Source organism: Methylobacterium sp. ME121 (assembly GCF_000974725.1).
GTDB lineage: Bacteria > Pseudomonadota > Alphaproteobacteria > Rhizobiales > Beijerinckiaceae > Methylobacterium > Methylobacterium radiotolerans.
The window spans coordinates 13836-29252 of record NZ_BBUX01000046.1 but is presented as its reverse complement, the minus strand read 5'-3'; the positions used below and the strand labels follow the sequence as shown (position 1 = coordinate 29252).

Sequence of the window (15417 nt, the reverse complement as noted above, 5' to 3'; positions counted from 1 at the left end):
ACTTTGCCTTAAAAACGTTTCAGAGCCCGTCGAGCGCGTCGAGATCCTCGGCCGGCACCGGGGCCGGATCCCGCGGGGGCGCTTTCATCGGGTGCCGCTGGTTGTAGTCCTCGACCGCCTTCAGCCAGGCCTTCTGGTCAGCGAGGTGCATCCCGCGGTGGGCCTCGACGAACGTGCCCCGGGAGTCGGAGACGAGCTCGGCCAAGCCCTTGAGGCGACCGAACTCGTCGGGGAACCGGGTGAACCAGACGTCCGGGATCGCGGCCCCCTTCTCGCATAGGCGGCCGACGTGGGAGGCGATGAGGTGCGCGACCCGCTCGGCGTGCCGGATCCGGGCTGCCTCGCGCCGCCCGGCGCCCCGGGCGCTCTTCTCGCGGATGCCCTCGGCGTCGAGCCGGCGGTACTGGCCGTTGCCCATGCGCTCGAAAAGGGGATCCCGGCGGGCCATCCTGAAGGCCTGGGCCTCGGGCGTGCCCTCCTCGACCAGGATCGCCAGGCGCAGGCCCCACCCCACCAGGTTTCCGATGGCATCGTGGAGGAACGCCCCCCGCCAGTCGCGGCCGTGGCCGAAGAACCCCGCATCCCGGGCCCGCACCTCTTCGTGGGCGGGCACGAGCTCGTCGATCGCCAGGACCTCCCGGTCGCCCCACATGGCCGTCAGGCGGGCCTGGAACCCGGCGAGCAGCCGGTAGTCGCGGGCCTCCCCGTACGTCGGGGACCGGATGGCGGTCACCAGGGCGGACTCGGGCGTGGCGTCCTTCAGGTGCCGGTAGTCCGGACGCTCGCGGCGGTTCCAGTGCGGCATGGTCCACTCCCTCAGTTGTAGGCCGACCACACGGCCGGGACCCCCGTATTCATGCGTGCTTGTCTGGGCGGCGGAACGGACTCAGAATCCGGGGCATGCCAGACGATTGGACAGACGATTTGCGATCCGCCGCCAAGCGCCTGGACGCGCTCCGGGGGCGGTCCTCGACTGTCGAGCGCGCCTCCCCGCGCGATGCGGTCATCGTGCGCCGCCCCGGCGTTATGGGAGGCGCCGCCTGCTTCCGGGGCACCCGCGTCAACGTCGAGACCCTGTTCGTGAACCTGGTCGCGGACGACCTGGACACCATCGTGGACGAGAGCTTCCCCACGCTGGACCGGGACGACTGCATCGCCGCCCTGGAGCGGGGGGCCGTCCTCGTCGCTGAGGCTGGACTGCTGACGCGCGAGGAGGCGCAGCTGCTGTTCGGCCTGCTGGGGAGTAAGTGGCACGTCTCCCTGGACGGATTCCTCGACGAGTACCCGGAGGTCAGCCGGGACCGCTGCGTCGCGGCGCTGCGATACGCCGGGGCCGCCCTCGCCGCCGAGGCGGAGTTCGAGCAACAGGCGGACCGCCTCGACGCGGCCGCCGCGCTCGCCGTGCGGATCCTCAGACGGACCGGCCAGGGCGGCGATTTCGCGATAGCGCTCTGCTCCGAGGCTGAGACGGAGGCGGACGTATATCGCTGGCTCGCTGGCTACCTCCTCGGCGGAGATGCCCTGGCCCGGGCCGCCCGCGGGGAAGAGCCCTGAATGCCTAACCGCGAGCACACGCTGATCCGCCTCCTGCGCGAGCGGGGGCACCACCTCACCGACCCGAATCTGTGGGCCCGCGCCAGGGCGGAGGCCCTCGCCACGGAGACCGGCATGCCCGACGACGAGTACCCCCCCGAGTCGATCCGCGTCCTCGCCGGCCTGGAGCCCCGAAAGCCGGGCGTCCTGATCGGCATCGAGGACTGCTACCCCTTCGAGGACGGCCCCGGCAGCGGCACCCGCGTCGAGCTCAGCGTGAGCGTGCTCGTCGGGACGGAGCGGTCCACGGTCATCGTAGCCGACCCGCTGACCGGGCGCGCTCTGGTCCGCGAGCTCGTCCATCACGGCCGGGGGGCCGACGTCGCCGCGGCCGCCGTCGAGGCCGCGATCCGGGCCAGCCTGCCGAGCGACCCAGGCGGCGTGCCCGGGGGATCCAGTGAAGCGCTTGGCGAGCCGCGCGAGTAGGGCGGCCGAGGGGGCGGGGCGGGTCACTGCACGATCTCCCAGCTGTCGCTCTCGACCCAGGCCTGCCCGAGCGTCGGGTCGTCGATGATGTCTCCGGCGCGGTGCCAGGCGTCCGACCCCGGCACGATCTCGATGAGGCTGCCGGCGACGATCTGGTAGAGCGTCCCCGTGCAGCACTCCGGGCACCGCGTGGTCGCGCCATTCCGCATGGCCTTCATCGCTTCGAGGATCGTCATCCCTGCCTCCTCATCGCCCGGGCCGCCCGCCTGCAGAGATCCCGGCACTCGGGGTTGCCCTCGATCCGATCGAGGCAGCCCCGCTCGCAGCGCGCGTAGGCGGCCAACATGCGGGCGAACGCCGGCTCGACGGGCTCGCCCGGCAGGTAGCGGGAGACAGCCTCGCGGATCGCGGCCGGCGCCGTGGCGGCTGGGCGGCTCATGTCTTGGGCGCCCGGACCCGGAACGTGCCGACCACGCCCTCGGACCGATCGATCACGCCGGCGTTCGCCTGATAGACGGCGATCGCCTCGTCCTGCGTGACCCCGCCGGGCCGGGTCAGCACAACGTCGGGACGGTCGTCGCGGTAGACGATCGCGGCCTCCCACAGCCACTTCGGATCCGGGTGCAGCAGCTCGAAGCGATCCAGCCGCTCCTTGGCGACCCGGTGCGCCTCGAAGGCCGCCTTCATCGCCTCGGCCGACTCGGGCGTTGGCGCCCGCGTGGCGACGTCGACAGTCGCGTACTTGCGGGCGTACTGGATCTCCGAGAACGCTTGGTCGAGCAGCGCCTGCAGGCCCCGGCGCGCCAGGGCGACCAGGTCGAACTCAGTGGGCTCGATGGTCATCGCTCGCGCCTCTCGAATCCGGCGTCCTTCAGCCCCTGGAGCATCCGCCCCGGGATGGCGTCGAGATCGACGGTCTCCGACGCCCAGGCGATGGCGGACTGGACGGCGTCGACGTCGGGCATCCCCCGCAGCTTGGCGACCCGCTCCGCGTCGGCAGCGGCCGCCAGCTCGTCGGCAAGCATCCCGTCGAAGAAATCCCGCTCGGCCTGGGACAGAGCGGCGACCTTGTGCGCTAGCTCAGCGACCTGCTCGATTTTCATGGGGCTTGCCTCGAATGGTCGGCCATGACCGGAGCGCCCCGGTCATGGCCTTCAATGCGGCGGTCGCTGCCGGACGACACTGCGGGGACCGTCAAAACCCTCACCGGCATCCCCCGGTGCTGATGCCCCTCCCACACGGCTAGAGAAGGAGTGACGTGCCCCTCTGACCGTCCGGGACCTGAGTGATCCCGGCTCGTCGCCGCGGGCCGCACACAGGTTCCCACTCCCCGCGGATTCGCACAGAGGCAGAACGGCCACAGAACATGCTGTTCCGACACGCCCGGACGCTGGCCTGCTCGCCAAGCCCGCCAGGGCGGTCCATGTTCGGGTCGTGCACAACCCCTCGCCCGTCGAGGATTAACCTGGCTGCCCCCCTCTTGCTCGGGGCGACCCTGAGACCCGTTCCTCTCTCCGGAGGGGATGACACCCGGATTATCCCGGCCCATGCGGGAAACGTCCGGCCTCGCATCGTCGCGAGGATTACACGCCCTCCACCGCGTATGCGGCGGCAAGGCCTACACCAGTCCCGCCGAACAGGCGGCTATACCAAGGGAAGCCTCGGGAAACCGGGTCCTCCTTTGTATTGGGACGCCTGTTACTTTTGGGTGACGAACCCCGGGTCTGATCACCCAAAAGTAACAGCCACCCATCGCCCAGGGATTTCTCAACCAAGACTACAGCCGCCCGTTGCGGGCGGATTCCTCCTCGGGCAGAATCCTCCCCATGAGCACGCTCCTGAAACCGAAACGCGCCCCCTCCGCCGCCTGAGCTTTCCGCTCGGCGACCGCGCGTCCCCGTTTCAGTGAGCATCCCCCATGTCCGAGTCCCATCCCCGCGCGCGAGAAGCCGTGCGCAAGCACCGCGAGCTGTTCGAGAAGGGGCGCTGGCCGTCCGAGGGAACGATCCCCTCGACGCTGGAGGTCCTGTCCGGGGCCGAAATGGTCGGCGGCGACGTCTACGCCGACGCCCGAGCCGTCCTCGGGCCGCTCAACGAGGACGACAGCCCCCACAAGATGCCGCCGAAGGTCGCGCTGGGGATCCAGGGCGTGCTGGGCAAGCCTACGACCGGGGCGATCCGGTGGCTCCAGGACGAGATCGGCGCCGTGATGTCCATGTGGGACAGCGACAAGAGCGGCCCCAGAGTGCTGTCGGAGACGATGCGCCTGCTGGAGGACCTGCACGACCGGTGCGCGATCTGGCTCGCGGCGATCGGCAGCGCGGAGGCGAACCGCCGCTGCGCGATGCTGTGCGTCGAGCATTTCGGCCACAGACCCATCAGCGGCTACGTCGACGTCATCACATGGGGGCTCGCCCGGTCCGCGATCGACTACCTGGCCACCGCCGCGGCGCTCGACCGGTTCGACGAGGACGACGTGGACACGGGCGTCTACCTTCCCGAATCCCGCCACGTGCAGATCGAGTCGAGCGGCCCTCTCGTCCGTGGATTCGTCCACGTCCTCGGCCTCGTCCAGGACGTGCTCGACGAGCCCCCGGCCCCGCCGGAAGCTCCGGTCGACGACCTGTCGGTGCTCGCGCAGCTGGTCCAGGAGGACCGCGCCGAGGTCGCCCGGAACGCCGAGCCCGAGCCCAAGGCGCCCGAGGATGGGCAGACGTACGCGGGCGATGGGGACGCGCGCAACCCTCGGAAGGTGATCCTGGTCGGCGATGTCAGCCATGTCCAGAAGGTCGGCAAGAACGAGAACGATCCCATCAAGCAAGCCGTGTCGATCATTAACCGGGAGCTCATCTTGGCCATGCCGCCGGAGGACCTGGCGGCTGCCAGGGCCGAGCTCGTGGCGGACTGTCCCCACGGGCACGCAATCATCGACCGGCTGCTCCGGCCCCTGGCTGGCCAGGATGCCGTCAAGAATCCGCCCGTGCTCCTCGTCGGGGAGCCCGGGTCCGGGAAGACGCGCCTCGCCCGCCGCTACGGCCAGGTCCTGCGCCTCGATCCGTCGCTCTACTCGATGGGCGGATCCATGGACGCCATGACCGTCTCGGGGGTGGCGCGGGGCTGGTCGAGCGGAGGGTTCAGCGCCCCCGTGCGCGAGCTGATCCGGACCGGGATCGCGAACCCTCTCATTGTAATGGACGAAGTCGACAAGATGGCTACGTCTCGACAGAACGGCAACGCGGCCGATGCCCTGATCAATCAAATCGGCGTAGAGACCGCCGCCCGATACAAGGACATCTACCTACAGGCTGACGTGAATATCTCACACATCCAATGGATCCTCACGGCGAATACGTTAGATACTGTCCCGCGCCCGCTTCTCGATCGCTGCCTCATCCTGCGGATGCCAGACCCGGAGCCTGAGCACCTGCGCCCGCTGGCGGCCTCGATCCTCACGGATGTCCGCCTCGACCGCGGCCTCGACGAGCAATGGGTGCCGCCGTTCGAGTGGTGGGAATGGGAGGCCCTCGAAGCGAACTGGGCCAATGGCGGCAGCCTGCGCGCCCTGCGCCGCCTCGTCGAGGCCGTCCTCGATGCCCGCGAAGCCGGCCCCCGGCAGTGACCCCCTCAGCGATGGAGACCGTCATGAACACCGCGATCCACGCCGAGGCGATGGGATACCTTACGCAGGCCCTGGGCGAAGGCGCCGCCGGAATCACCGTCGCCGCGATCGACACGACCGGGGCCGGCCCCCGCGTCCGGTGGGACATCCCCCGGCTGTCGCGGCCCCGCACTGGCCACGCAGGGGCCCCGGACAGGGCCCATGTCGCCGAGCTCGTCAGCCGCATGATGGCCCTGCGCTGGCAGGGCAGCCAGCAGCCGCGCGAGGTCCCGGCCGAGAGCTACCTTCAGCTGCACGCGGACTACCCCGCGGTGTTCACCGAGACCCTGGAAACGGGCTCGGGATGGCACTGGCTGCTCGCCGCCGCGGCAGAGTCGATCTTGGAGGGCGGCGTTCCGGAAGGCCACCGGACATGCCAGGTCAAGGAGAAGTTCGGGACCCTGCGCTGGTACGTCCGGGGTAGCACGCCCCAGAGCATGCTGGAGACGATCGCGACCGCGGAATGGGTGTCCGGGGCGGTCTGCGAGGTCTGCGGCGCGCCTGGGTCCATCCGGACCGGTGGGTGGATCCGGACGCTGTGCGATGCCCACGCCGATCGCAAGCGGCGTTGAGGCCTACCGCAACCTGACCCGTCGGCTCTGGAGCATCCGCGTCGCCGGCCGAGTCGTCGGGCACGCCCAGTCCGTCGCCCTGGTCGGCGTGACGCTCCGGGCCTCCGAGGCGGCCCGCCTGCGCTGCCTGCGGACCGGCGCCCGGGACGTCCACGCGGTGGCTCGGGGCCTCCCCCTCGTCGGCGTTCCCCGGCCGGGCGGCGCCGTCCGCTTCTGCTACCGCCTCAGCCAGCCGGGATTCCGGCTCGCAGATGGCACCCCCATCAGCAGCGCGGCCGCCGTCTGGCTCGAACCGGACGGCACCGCCTGGTGCCTAGCCCCTCAAGTGGAGTGACTATCATGCGTATCCTCGCCCTCGCCGCCGCCATCGCCTCCTCTGGCCCGCTCCCCGCACCCGGAATGTTCTGCCCGGTCGGAGGGGAGGGCTACGGGCCGATCTTCGTCGGCCCTGGCCCGCGCGACATCGGCATCGACGGCATGGATTGCCACGACGCGCGGCTCGTCCAGGGCAAGCTCAGGGCGACCTGCTTCACGAACTCCGTGACCGACCACGGGGGGGCGTACCCGCTCGACCTGGAGGTCCTTTCGAACGGCGACATGGCGCGCTTCGGCGTCCTGTTCCGGCGCGTTCCCCGGCCCGGCATGTGCCCCGCGGGCTGACGTGCGCCCGTGTGCGTACGGTGTGCGCCACCTGTGCGCCCTGCGCATACCCTAGGCTATACTTCCCGGATTACTGCTATCTGGACGCGCTTTAGCACCCGGTTATAGCATCCGGCATATTTCAGGATTTGCGTTACACGGGGTCAGGCGGGCTTCACGACCGGCATCGAGGACGCGTCATAATAATCCATGATCGCTAGAACGCCGTGACCGCCGCACCGGTTATCGATCAACGTCCTACCGTCCGGACTCATAACCAGTAGCTGACGGTGGCGGCGAGGCAGACGGCGGCGAGATAGTTGGTCGCCAAACGGTCGTAGCGGGTGGCGATGCGGCGGAAGTCCTTGAGGCGGCCGAACATGCGCTCGATGGCGTTGCGCCCGCGATAGAGCACGGGGGAGAAGCACGGCTTCCAGCGGCGGTTGATCTTGGGCGGGATGTTGGGTGCGGCCCCAGCCGCCTCGATCTGCCGCCGAATGGCGTCGCTGTCGTAGCCCTTGTCCGCCAGCACGATGCGGCAGGCGGGCAAGCGTTCGAGCAGCAGCGCGCCTGCCTTGCAGTCGGCGGCCTGTCCACCGGTCAGCAGGAACGCGAGCGGACGGCAGAAGCGGTCGGTGAGGGCGTGGATCTTGGTCGTGCGCCCGCCCCGCGAGCGACCGATGGCTTGGCTCTGCTCCCCCCCTTGCCCCCTGCGGCGCAGCGGTGGGCCTTCACGGCGGTGGAGTCGATCAGCACCTGAGAGGGCGGCCCGCCAGCTCGGGCCAGCGTCTCGAACAGCTCGACCCAGACCCCCTTGGCCGCCCAGCGCACGAAGCGATTGTAGAGGGTCTTCTTCGGCCCGTAGAGATCGCGTGGCGCGTCCGTCCAGCGCCCTCCAGATTTCAGCACGTGGACGATGCCGCTGATCACGCGCCTGTCGTCCACGCGCTCCTTGCCCCGTGTGTCGTTTGGAAGAAGCGGTGCGATCTTCGCGAACTGCTCGTCCGTCAGCCAGAAATGGTCCATCGGCCCCTCCCGCCGGAGCCGTGAATCACACCCGAGCCGTCCGCGCCACCGTTATGGGTCCGGACGCTAGATTACTCAGCTTCGCGGCGAATCGTCAGGAACGCGATGGCCAAAATGAGGCGCGAGACCTTCGTCTGATCGTCGAGTTCCTAGCCGGTGCGCAAGCGCATGGCACAGCGCTTCAAAGCCGAGACGTAGGAGTAAACCGCTTAACCAGCCCTCAGTTGGCAGGTTTAGACAAAGTAGATCTTCTCCTTTGCGCCAGGAGCGGACGCCAGGTGCCTACCCGACAGCGGGCGTGAGCAGGCAAGCGGTACAGGCACGAGGTCAGAAGAGCGTGCCGGCGAGCCGACATCGGCGCTCGACGCGGTCTTCGCTCACGCTATGACGGTCTAGTTATACCCGCTCGCGAGTGAAATTACTCACTCGGTGCGCTAAGGCCGTTGCAACCAGGCCGAGTGCGGATCGAGGGATTGATGCCGGTAGTCTTCGTCCACGTCTCCGACATCCACTTTGGACAGGAGCGCGACCACATCGTCCACATCCACGACGACGTGAAGAGGGAGCTCGTCGCCGACGCGGCGGCGGTCGTGACGGCCCTGCCGTCACGGTCCGCACACGGCATCCTCGTCACGGGCGACATCGCATACGCCGGCAAGGCAGAGGAATATGCCCAGGCAGGCAAGTGGCTCGATAGCCTTGCCGGAGCGATTGGTTGCCCGAGCCATCGAGTCCGGATGATCCCGGGGAACCACGACGTCGACCGCGACAAGCTCTCCAGAGGCGGGCGTCAGCTCCTGGACTTCATCAGAGCGGGAGGCGCGGCGGAATACGAGGAGGTCATGTCTAACGCGAACGACCGCGCAACGCTTTTCGCCCGCTTCGAGAACTACAGCCGGTTTAGCATCGGATACGATTGCGGACTCGACGAGGAGGCGAAGTACGCGACGGACCTTCGCTTCGAGGTGGGGCCGGACCGCTGGATCAGGATCGTGCGGCTGAACTCGTCGCTTCTCTGCCATGGCAAGGAGCGCGACGACCCCCCGGAGCTGGTTATCGGCCAACGCCAGTTCTCGATCCCGCGGAACGACGGCGAGGAGAATGTGGTCCTCGCGCACCATCCGCTGCATTGGTACAAGGACGCCGAGGACTTCCGGCGCTACGTGCGCAGCCGCGCGCGCGTCTTCATCACCGGTCACGAACACGACCCGAAGGTGGGCATCGACAGCGTTGAGGACGGCTGCGACGTCATGATGCTCGCGTCCGGTGCCGCGGTCCCCTTCCGGTCGGACGAGACCTACACTCACACCTACAACGTCATCGAGTTCGATTGGGACGAGGGCACGGACAGCCTAGTCGTCACGATGCATCCCCGTGCCTGGAGCCCCGAACGGACGTGTTTCGAGGCCGACAACAAGCGGCTCGGGGGCAGCGACCCGCGCTTCACGCTAGGCTCTCCGAACTTCAGGAAGCAAGGCCCGGTCCCGGCGGCTCCCGCGCAACCCGACGGCGACGGCGTCGAGGGCGAGCCGGTTGTCGAGCTGGTACCCACCAAACAGGCGGAGACCGGCTCGGGGGAGACAGTGCCGATGCCGCCGGACGCCGAAGGCTACGAACTCGCCCTGTTGCGGTTCTTCCGCGATCTCTACGAGAGCGAGCGGCTACGCATACTCGTCGACCTCGAAGCCCTGCCGAGGGAATCGGACGAGCGGATGACCCAGGGCCTGGAACGCAGGCTGTTCGACTGGCTCGTCCGCCAGGGCAAGCTTCCCGAAACGGTCGCGATGATCGACAGGCTCATAGGTGAACGAGAGAAGAAGGACGCGTGATGGACAACCTTCCGGTGCACATGAGGATCTCGACGCTCACGCCGTCGAACGAGGACGTCGACGCACGTCGGGCAACCATCGGCGAGCTGTCCGCTGCCTGGATCAAGGTCAACGACTCGGGCGCAATCCTGGCCAAGGCCGGGATGGTTGCGGACGCGCTGGGTGGGGACGGCAGGCCACACCAGGATCTCGGCACAGAGGTGCAGGGGACGCTACAAAAGCACGCTTCCGCGTACCTGTACGAGGAGAAGCCGCTCGACGTAGGCATCTGCGCGGGCATGGCGGTCCTTTCGATCCTTCGCGGCACCCCGGGCATTCACGGCTGGACCACCGCTGACGTCTTCTCGAACGCCCTTTGGGCGGCCCTTTCGTTCCAGCCGCAGCTCGCGGAAGAGAAGCGTGAGAAGCTGCGCCGCGAGGTACTCACTGAGGCGCGGGAACGCAGCCAGGCGTCCGCCGAGAAAGCTCGGGAACGCATTAACGTCCCTGACTTAGGCGAACTCAACGTGACAATCGCGGAAGGCGCCAAGCCCACCACGAACTTCAAGAAGGCGGCCGCCGCGACGATCGAGGCTCTCCGGCGCAACGCCGCGCTCGACCGAGAGGAGATCGACTTCCTCTGGTGGGTGCAATTGAACCGAAGCCGGCTCCTCAATCGCGCGGCGAGCGCGATGGACGAACCCTTGCGCCTCGTCGCGCTGGCGATCGAGGCAGCGGTGCATCTCCGCCGGCTGCCGGCTGACCTGCACTACGAGCTGGTGCTCCGCTCCGTCGACAAGGACCCGGAGCTCGACCTCAAGGACTTGACGAAGATCATTGGCGATGACCGGACCAAGCTCGTCGCGTCGTTTGACGCCGGCCCTGCCGCTCACCATCCTTCAGTGTTCCCGCTGCTCAACGCCCTCGCCACCGGGCAAACCGAGGTAGCGGGGGCGGAGCGGAAGCGGAAGGCGTCTGAGTGGGCGGCGCAGGCCCTGCTTGAGGCCGGCCTTTGTCACATGTGCCGTGGGCTCGTTAAGCTGTGAGCGATGCGTGCACTTTCGAGGGCTGCACGGTCGGGGAGACCGGTGCCTGCGCGCTGGAGAAGGATCCGGCGACCTGTGAGCATCGCCTCGGCCGACGTCCAGCACCTGGAGCCGTCGAAGCGGGCGTAGCCACCGACCCGTCCGCATCGGAAAGCCTGTCGAACATCGGGGCTCCCGTGCTCGAACGGCCGGAGGGGACGGCGTCGTTCCCGTCGAGCCGGACGCTCGGGCCGGACGCGGTGTCCGCGATCATGGGCTCGCGCTATGTGACGGTGGTCGGGATTCTGGGCGACCCGGAATCGGGCAAGACCGCGTGCCTGGTAAGCCTGTACCTCCTCGTCGCGAACGCCCAGCTCGCCGGTTGGAGTTTTACCGACAGCAAGAGCCTCATGGCCTTTGAAGAGATCGCACGGGGAGCGCGCGACTGGGACGAGGGCAACCCGCCCGAGCAGATGACCGTCCATACCGAGATGGCGGACGATAGGCGGCCCGGTTTCCTCCACCTGCGACTGGTCCGCGATTCCGACGGCCGGCGTGTCGATCTCGCGTTGCCGGACCTCCCGGGCGAATGGACGACGGACCTCGTCGCCACCTCCCGCACCGACCGCTTCGAGTTCATGAAGGCAGCGGAGGCGATCTGGGTAGTGCTGGACGGACGCGCCCTGGAGAACAAGGAGCGTCGACAGGGGATCATCTCGCGGGTCGGCCAACTCGCGGGTCGGCTCGGTGCGCTGTTCGACGGACCGATACCGAGACTGGTGCTCGTCGTCACGCATCGCGACGCCGGCGAACCATCCCCCTCGGTGATCACCCGACTGGAGGCGGAGCTCGCGAAGCGCCACATGACGGCGACGATCGTGCCGGTCGCTCCGTTCTCCGAAGACGACGAAAGGGCGAGGCCGGGCTTCGGGCTGGATCGGCTGATTGCGGCCACCACGGCCAGCGACCTGCCGCCTGTCGACGTCTGGCCGACCTCCGAGCCGGTCGTGGGCGTGCGCTCCTACATCGGGTACAGGGGGCGGCGATGAGCAACTCGATCGTCCTGCTCGGGGGGCCCGACTCCGGGAAGACCAACTACGTCGGGCGCGTCTGGCCGGCCCTGGACGCCGGAGGCGGACGCCTCCACGCCGCCCGACAGCCCGAGGACATCCGCTTCGTCCTTGACGTCACCGACCACCTGAACTCCGGCAGCTTCGCGCCGCGCTCGGAACACGCGGACGACCGGCGCGACTTCGAGGTCGCCGTCGCGACCGTGAAGGGCGGAGAGGAGACGAACATCGTCATCCCGGACATCTCGGGGGAGCTCTGGCTCAGTGCTGCCGCACAGGGCGAGGTGTCGGCCGAGCTCATGGAGGAGATGCGGTCGGCCAGCGGTGCCCTGCTGTTCGTCCGGGTGCAGTCGGAGTTGGCCGTCCGCCCGCTGGATTGGGTCACGTCGAAGAGGATGCTCGGCAAGCTCGGCAACGACGACGACCGCGGACTGCCCACCCAGGTCATGCTGTGCGAGCTGGTGCGCTTCCTTGAGGCGACGCTCGCCCCGCGTCATGGCGGGCAGCGCCCGCGCGTCTCGGTCGTGGTGAGCGCGTGGGACTTGGTGGACCCCGAGACATTCAAGCTTGGGCCGAAGGCATGGCTCGGGCGCGAGTACCCCCTGTTCGCGGGACGGCTCGACGACATTGAGGGCCTAGACATCCGAGTCTTCGGCCTCAGCGTGGTGGGCGGCGACCTCAAGGCGGACGAGTCCTGCCGCGACGACGTCCAGGAGAACGGCCTCGACGGCCGTGGGTGGGTGGCGGCCGAGGACGACGGAGGGACCTGGCGTCGGGATCTCGACCTGACGTGGCCCATCGCGTGGGCCGTCGGCGTCTGATCGTGTCAGCCGTCGAGCGCCAAGTCCATGGGTATCAGCAGGGGCACCAGCTCCTCGCGACGTCCATGCCCCTTCCGAAGGCGGAACAGTCGGTGGTCAACCAACTGTCCGACGTCGCGGGACCCTTGCGGCCGCGGGAGCGGTTCGATCCATACCTGACGGCGTATCCGCTGCCGGGGGGCAAGCGCTTCGTGCTTGCGCGGACCTGGCAGGACCTGACGGTCGCGCGGGCGGGATGTGTCCGAACCTTGAGCCTCGTAATTCCTATGGACGAATGGGTCCGGGCCGAAGGTCTGTCCGCCTATTTCGACCAGTTGCGGCTGGACAGGCTTCCCGACGCCCGGGACGCCACACAAGTCGTCGTTTGGGACACGGAAATTAAGCCGCTGCCGCCGGCGCCGCCGTTCAACGGCAGCGAGCTCTTGGAAGCGCTGTTCCTGGAGGACGCACGGCCCGTCGTCATGCTGGACGCGCTGGAACCCGAGCTCGTCGCGACGCGCCTGCTCACTGCGCTCTGGCCCTCCCTGAGGCGACGGTTCGCCGTGTCGACATTCGCGCGGTCCCCGCGCAAGGTTGGAGGCCGCGACTTCGACCTCGTCTTCGCCCCGAAGGACGCACGGTCGAGGTTCGCCGACTGGAACGGGCGCCGGGTGGATGGCCGCTTAGTGCAGGACGGCCGGCACCGTTGGACGGGCGCGATCGTAGCCCGGGTCTTCGACCAGCCCCACCCGCGCCTCCTGACCATCCCCGAGAGCGGGTTGGTGGGCGGGAACGACGCCGGCCAGGACGACGCGGCGGCCCTGCGGATCGCGTTGCTGTGGGACGAACTGGTCACCAAGATCCATTACACGCCGACGGCCGCCCTCGGCCTGCTGGACATCGTCAATTCCGGCAAGGTCCGCGACTCCCTCGCGATTAAGGCTATCGAACCGTCGCTGGTGGAGGCAACGAACCGCGCGTCCACGACCTTCGCGGACGACGACGCTTGGGGCTTTCTGGGCGCCATCTCCCGGAAATTGCAGGGACGGTCCATGCCGGCGGGGCGTGCGGCCGTCGCGGACGCGGTCGAGAGGCTCGCCGAACGCGCGCCGGAGGGGGCGGTCTCGCTCCTGTCGCAGGACGACCCCCGCAAAGTCCTCACCGAGCTCGTGCCCCGCATCGCCGCAGGTCTGGGCAGCAACTTTACGGACCGTGCGGAGCGCGCCTTGCGCGAGGCCGCCCCGGCCGTGCTGGGGAGGCTCTTGGCTCAAGGTGATGCGCTGGCCGGACACGTCGCAGACGACCGCCCTCTCGTCGAGCGGCTCGGCCAAATCCTCCCTGCGCTGGACGACGAGACCCTAGATGCCGTCGGTCCGAGCCTTCTCCCGCGGTTGATCGATGATTGGCATCTTCCGGCTGCCGAACCATTGATCCGACGCCTCGATGTTTCTCGGCTCGCCTCAGAGTTGCGCCACCTCGGACAAGCGAACGACTTCGCGGGGGCGCAACTTTCCGGCCTCGTCCTGGACAGGGCGCTGTCCGCAGGCACCAAAGAGGATGTTCAATCGACGCTGGTGACGCTGCCACAGACGCCACGGCGCGACGAGATGATCGCCCGGACGCTTGTTCCCGGCGCTGAGGACGCACGCTGGCTTTACGAGCTCGACGCCAAGCTTCTGGATCGGGAATCGGCGACGGCGATGCTGCTCGACCTCCTTGGTCGCGCGGACGACTGGCAGTTCGCCGCCATGCTTCGAGACAAGCGCGTCGGCGCGCATGCCCTCAGCGTCATGGAGAGCAAGGCACCGAAGCTACTGCTTCGCGCCATGTCCGGCGACGCGCTGACGGTGAAGACGTTCGCCAGGGTCCTGCCGCGCGTGCTGAAGGACCTTCGGGGCGAGGCCAGGCTCAAGCTAGCGGGGCATGCCCTGCATCGTTTCCTAAGGGATCGCTTCGACGGCGACGAGATCGATCTCATCGCGTCGTTGCTCAGCGCCGTGGGAGACGGCCTGGACGGCGCATGGTTCGCGCGAATGGGCCTGGGCAGGGACCTGGACGGCGTGACCGCGAGCCGCAACATGGTCGCCCTGGGGAGAGCGACGCAGCCGGCCCGCCTCCGGGCGGCCTGGGCCATGGAAGACATCGCCCGGACGCTGGTCCAACGCCCGAGCCTCGACCTTGACGCTGCCGCGGTGGAAGCCTGTGCCGCACTCATGCTCGACGCAGAAAAGGTCGCGCCCAGGGCGCTCCTTTCGGCCTCGGGACATCTCTTGCCGGTCCTGCTCAGGTCCCGTGATCGACCGATCTCCCCGATGATCGTCGCGGCATTTCCATCGGTCCACCGCGAGCTCGCGAGGTACGACGACGTCCCTGACCTCTTCAAGTTTATCCCGTTCTTCGATTGGGACCGATGCAAGGCGGCCCGTCACGAACTGGTGGACGCATTCATGTCGTCCTCCTGGCCCCCCTCTGACCTTGCATTAACTGCGTGTCGCACGGGAGAGGTATCAAAAATCCTACGGCGGATCGGCCAACAGAAAAACGGGAAGAAATATCTCAAACGACTCACGCATGAAACCGCAAAACTTACTGATGACTGCAAATTTATGATCAGTAGTGAACTAGCAGAAATTGATTATCATGTTAAATCTGAAAGCGAATAGAATATTATCTGGAAGCCGCTACGCTTAGTTAATCACAGATAATTTTACTTTTGTTTATTATTGCAAGTATAGATCGGTCTAAACCGTTATTTTTAAGGCGAAGTGCCAGGAATTGCACATGCCGTGATTCAGATTAG

General features: G+C 67.8%; 17 protein-coding genes. 11 read left to right on the top strand and 6 right to left on the bottom strand.

What is annotated here, in order from left to right; all coding sequences use genetic code 11:
• Window positions 1–19: 19 nt before the first annotated feature.
• The gene (locus ME121_RS22760; RefSeq protein ID WP_059409621.1) at window positions 20–805 is read right to left on the bottom strand and encodes a hypothetical protein; all 786 of its coding nucleotides are present in this window, start codon (window positions 803–805) and stop codon (window positions 20–22) included.
• A 203-nt stretch (window positions 806–1008) separates the two neighbouring features.
• On the opposite strand from ME121_RS22760, the gene ME121_RS22755 reads away from it, so the two are divergent.
• Complete coding sequence (locus tag ME121_RS22755) at window positions 1009–1554, top strand: DUF433 domain-containing protein (RefSeq protein WP_179239947.1); 546 nt, start codon at window positions 1009–1011, stop codon at window positions 1552–1554.
• Window positions 1555–2019 carry a hypothetical protein gene (locus ME121_RS22750; protein ID WP_043074367.1) on the top strand — a complete coding sequence of 155 codons (465 nt, stop codon included), beginning with the start codon at window positions 1555–1557 and terminating at the stop codon, window positions 2017–2019.
• Between the two features lie 23 nt (window positions 2020–2042).
• Here ME121_RS22750 and ME121_RS22745 read toward each other — a convergent pair whose 3' ends face one another.
• The 4 genes from ME121_RS22745 to ME121_RS22730 are packed head-to-tail and all read right to left on the bottom strand — an operon-like array spanning window position 2043 to window position 3122.
• Window positions 2043–2255, bottom strand: a complete 213-nt coding sequence (locus tag ME121_RS22745; protein ID WP_043074368.1) for a hypothetical protein — start codon at window positions 2253–2255, stop codon at window positions 2043–2045.
• Window positions 2252–2458 (bottom strand): hypothetical protein, encoded by a 207-nt coding sequence (locus ME121_RS22740; protein WP_043074369.1) that lies wholly within the window; start codon window positions 2456–2458, stop codon window positions 2252–2254. The genes ME121_RS22745 and ME121_RS22740 overlap by 4 nt, the downstream gene beginning before the upstream one ends.
• Entirely contained in the window at window positions 2455–2862 is a 408-nt protein-coding gene (locus ME121_RS22735) for a hypothetical protein (protein WP_043074370.1), read from the bottom strand. Before ME121_RS22735 ends, ME121_RS22740 begins: the two co-directional genes overlap by 4 nt.
• Window positions 2859–3122, bottom strand: coding sequence for a hypothetical protein (locus tag ME121_RS22730; RefSeq protein ID WP_043074371.1), 264 nt, complete (start codon window positions 3120–3122; stop codon window positions 2859–2861). The genes ME121_RS22735 and ME121_RS22730 overlap by 4 nt, the downstream gene beginning before the upstream one ends.
• Window positions 3123–3937: 815 nt before the next feature.
• Between ME121_RS22730 and ME121_RS22725 the strand changes: the two genes are divergently transcribed.
• Genes ME121_RS22725 through ME121_RS22710 form a run of 4 tightly spaced genes read left to right on the top strand, consistent with a single transcriptional unit; the run spans window position 3938 to window position 6909 of the window.
• Window positions 3938–5638 carry an AAA family ATPase gene (locus ME121_RS22725; RefSeq protein WP_059409620.1) on the top strand — a complete coding sequence of 567 codons (1701 nt, stop codon included), beginning with the start codon at window positions 3938–3940 and terminating at the stop codon, window positions 5636–5638.
• Between the two features lie 23 nt (window positions 5639–5661).
• Window positions 5662–6249, top strand: coding sequence for a hypothetical protein (locus ME121_RS22720; RefSeq protein ID WP_245337776.1), 588 nt, complete (start codon window positions 5662–5664; stop codon window positions 6247–6249).
• Window positions 6221–6583, top strand: coding sequence for a hypothetical protein (locus ME121_RS22715; RefSeq protein ID WP_059409618.1), 363 nt, complete (start codon window positions 6221–6223; stop codon window positions 6581–6583). Before ME121_RS22720 ends, ME121_RS22715 begins: the two co-directional genes overlap by 29 nt.
• 5 nt (window positions 6584–6588) lie before the next feature.
• A complete protein-coding gene (locus ME121_RS22710; protein ID WP_143739239.1) occupies window positions 6589–6909 on the top strand; it encodes a hypothetical protein in 321 nt (106 codons plus the stop codon).
• A gap of 250 nt (window positions 6910–7159) precedes the next feature.
• On the opposite strand, the gene ME121_RS34065 is transcribed toward ME121_RS22710, so the two are convergent.
• Window positions 7160–7914 (bottom strand): IS5-like element ISMra5 family transposase gene (locus ME121_RS34065; RefSeq protein ID WP_089231105.1). Its coding sequence is split into 2 segments (ribosomal slippage): window positions 7160–7593 and window positions 7593–7914, totalling 756 coding nucleotides; the frame shifts between segments, so codons are not numbered across the junction.
• A 476-nt stretch (window positions 7915–8390) separates the two neighbouring features.
• Between ME121_RS34065 and ME121_RS22700 the strand changes: the two genes are divergently transcribed.
• From ME121_RS22700 to ME121_RS22680, 5 genes are read left to right on the top strand one after another with little or no spacing between them, the layout of a single operon-like run.
• The gene (locus tag ME121_RS22700; RefSeq protein ID WP_043074374.1) at window positions 8391–9743 is read left to right on the top strand and encodes a metallophosphoesterase; all 1353 of its coding nucleotides are present in this window, start codon (window positions 8391–8393) and stop codon (window positions 9741–9743) included.
• Window positions 9743–10768, top strand: coding sequence for a GTPase-associated system all-helical protein GASH (locus ME121_RS22695; protein WP_043074375.1), 1026 nt, complete (start codon window positions 9743–9745; stop codon window positions 10766–10768). The genes ME121_RS22700 and ME121_RS22695 overlap by 1 nt, the downstream gene beginning before the upstream one ends.
• Window positions 10765–11796, top strand: coding sequence for a TRAFAC clade GTPase domain-containing protein (locus ME121_RS22690; RefSeq protein WP_043074376.1), 1032 nt, complete (start codon window positions 10765–10767; stop codon window positions 11794–11796). The genes ME121_RS22695 and ME121_RS22690 overlap by 4 nt, the downstream gene beginning before the upstream one ends.
• Window positions 11793–12638: a TRAFAC clade GTPase domain-containing protein gene (locus ME121_RS22685; RefSeq protein ID WP_043074377.1), complete on the top strand. Its 846-nt coding sequence runs from the start codon at window positions 11793–11795 to the stop codon at window positions 12636–12638. Before ME121_RS22690 ends, ME121_RS22685 begins: the two co-directional genes overlap by 4 nt.
• Window positions 12608–15280, top strand: a complete 2673-nt coding sequence (locus tag ME121_RS22680; protein ID WP_052516912.1) for a GAP1-N1 domain-containing protein — start codon at window positions 12608–12610, stop codon at window positions 15278–15280. Before ME121_RS22685 ends, ME121_RS22680 begins: the two co-directional genes overlap by 31 nt.
• Window positions 15281–15417: the final 137 nt, after the last annotated feature.

Coding starts and splice junctions, on each gene's coding strand:
- ME121_RS22760 (WP_059409621.1), bottom strand. CDS start 805: ATGCCGCACTGGAACCGCCGCGAGCGTCCGGACTACCGGCACCTGAAG.
- ME121_RS22750 (WP_043074367.1), top strand. CDS start 1,555: ATGCCTAACCGCGAGCACACGCTGATCCGCCTCCTGCGCGAGCGGGGG.
- ME121_RS22745 (WP_043074368.1), bottom strand. CDS start 2,255: ATGACGATCCTCGAAGCGATGAAGGCCATGCGGAATGGCGCGACCACG.
- ME121_RS22740 (WP_043074369.1), bottom strand. CDS start 2,458: ATGAGCCGCCCAGCCGCCACGGCGCCGGCCGCGATCCGCGAGGCTGTC.
- ME121_RS22735 (WP_043074370.1), bottom strand. CDS start 2,862: ATGACCATCGAGCCCACTGAGTTCGACCTGGTCGCCCTGGCGCGCCGG.
- ME121_RS22730 (WP_043074371.1), bottom strand. CDS start 3,122: ATGAAAATCGAGCAGGTCGCTGAGCTAGCGCACAAGGTCGCCGCTCTG.
- ME121_RS22725 (WP_059409620.1), top strand. CDS start 3,938: ATGTCCGAGTCCCATCCCCGCGCGCGAGAAGCCGTGCGCAAGCACCGC.
- ME121_RS22720 (WP_245337776.1), top strand. CDS start 5,662: ATGAACACCGCGATCCACGCCGAGGCGATGGGATACCTTACGCAGGCC.
- ME121_RS22715 (WP_059409618.1), top strand. CDS start 6,221: ATGCCCACGCCGATCGCAAGCGGCGTTGAGGCCTACCGCAACCTGACC.
- ME121_RS22710 (WP_143739239.1), top strand. CDS start 6,589: ATGCGTATCCTCGCCCTCGCCGCCGCCATCGCCTCCTCTGGCCCGCTC.
- ME121_RS22700 (WP_043074374.1), top strand. CDS start 8,391: ATGCCGGTAGTCTTCGTCCACGTCTCCGACATCCACTTTGGACAGGAG.
- ME121_RS22695 (WP_043074375.1), top strand. CDS start 9,743: ATGGACAACCTTCCGGTGCACATGAGGATCTCGACGCTCACGCCGTCG.
- ME121_RS22685 (WP_043074377.1), top strand. CDS start 11,793: ATGAGCAACTCGATCGTCCTGCTCGGGGGGCCCGACTCCGGGAAGACC.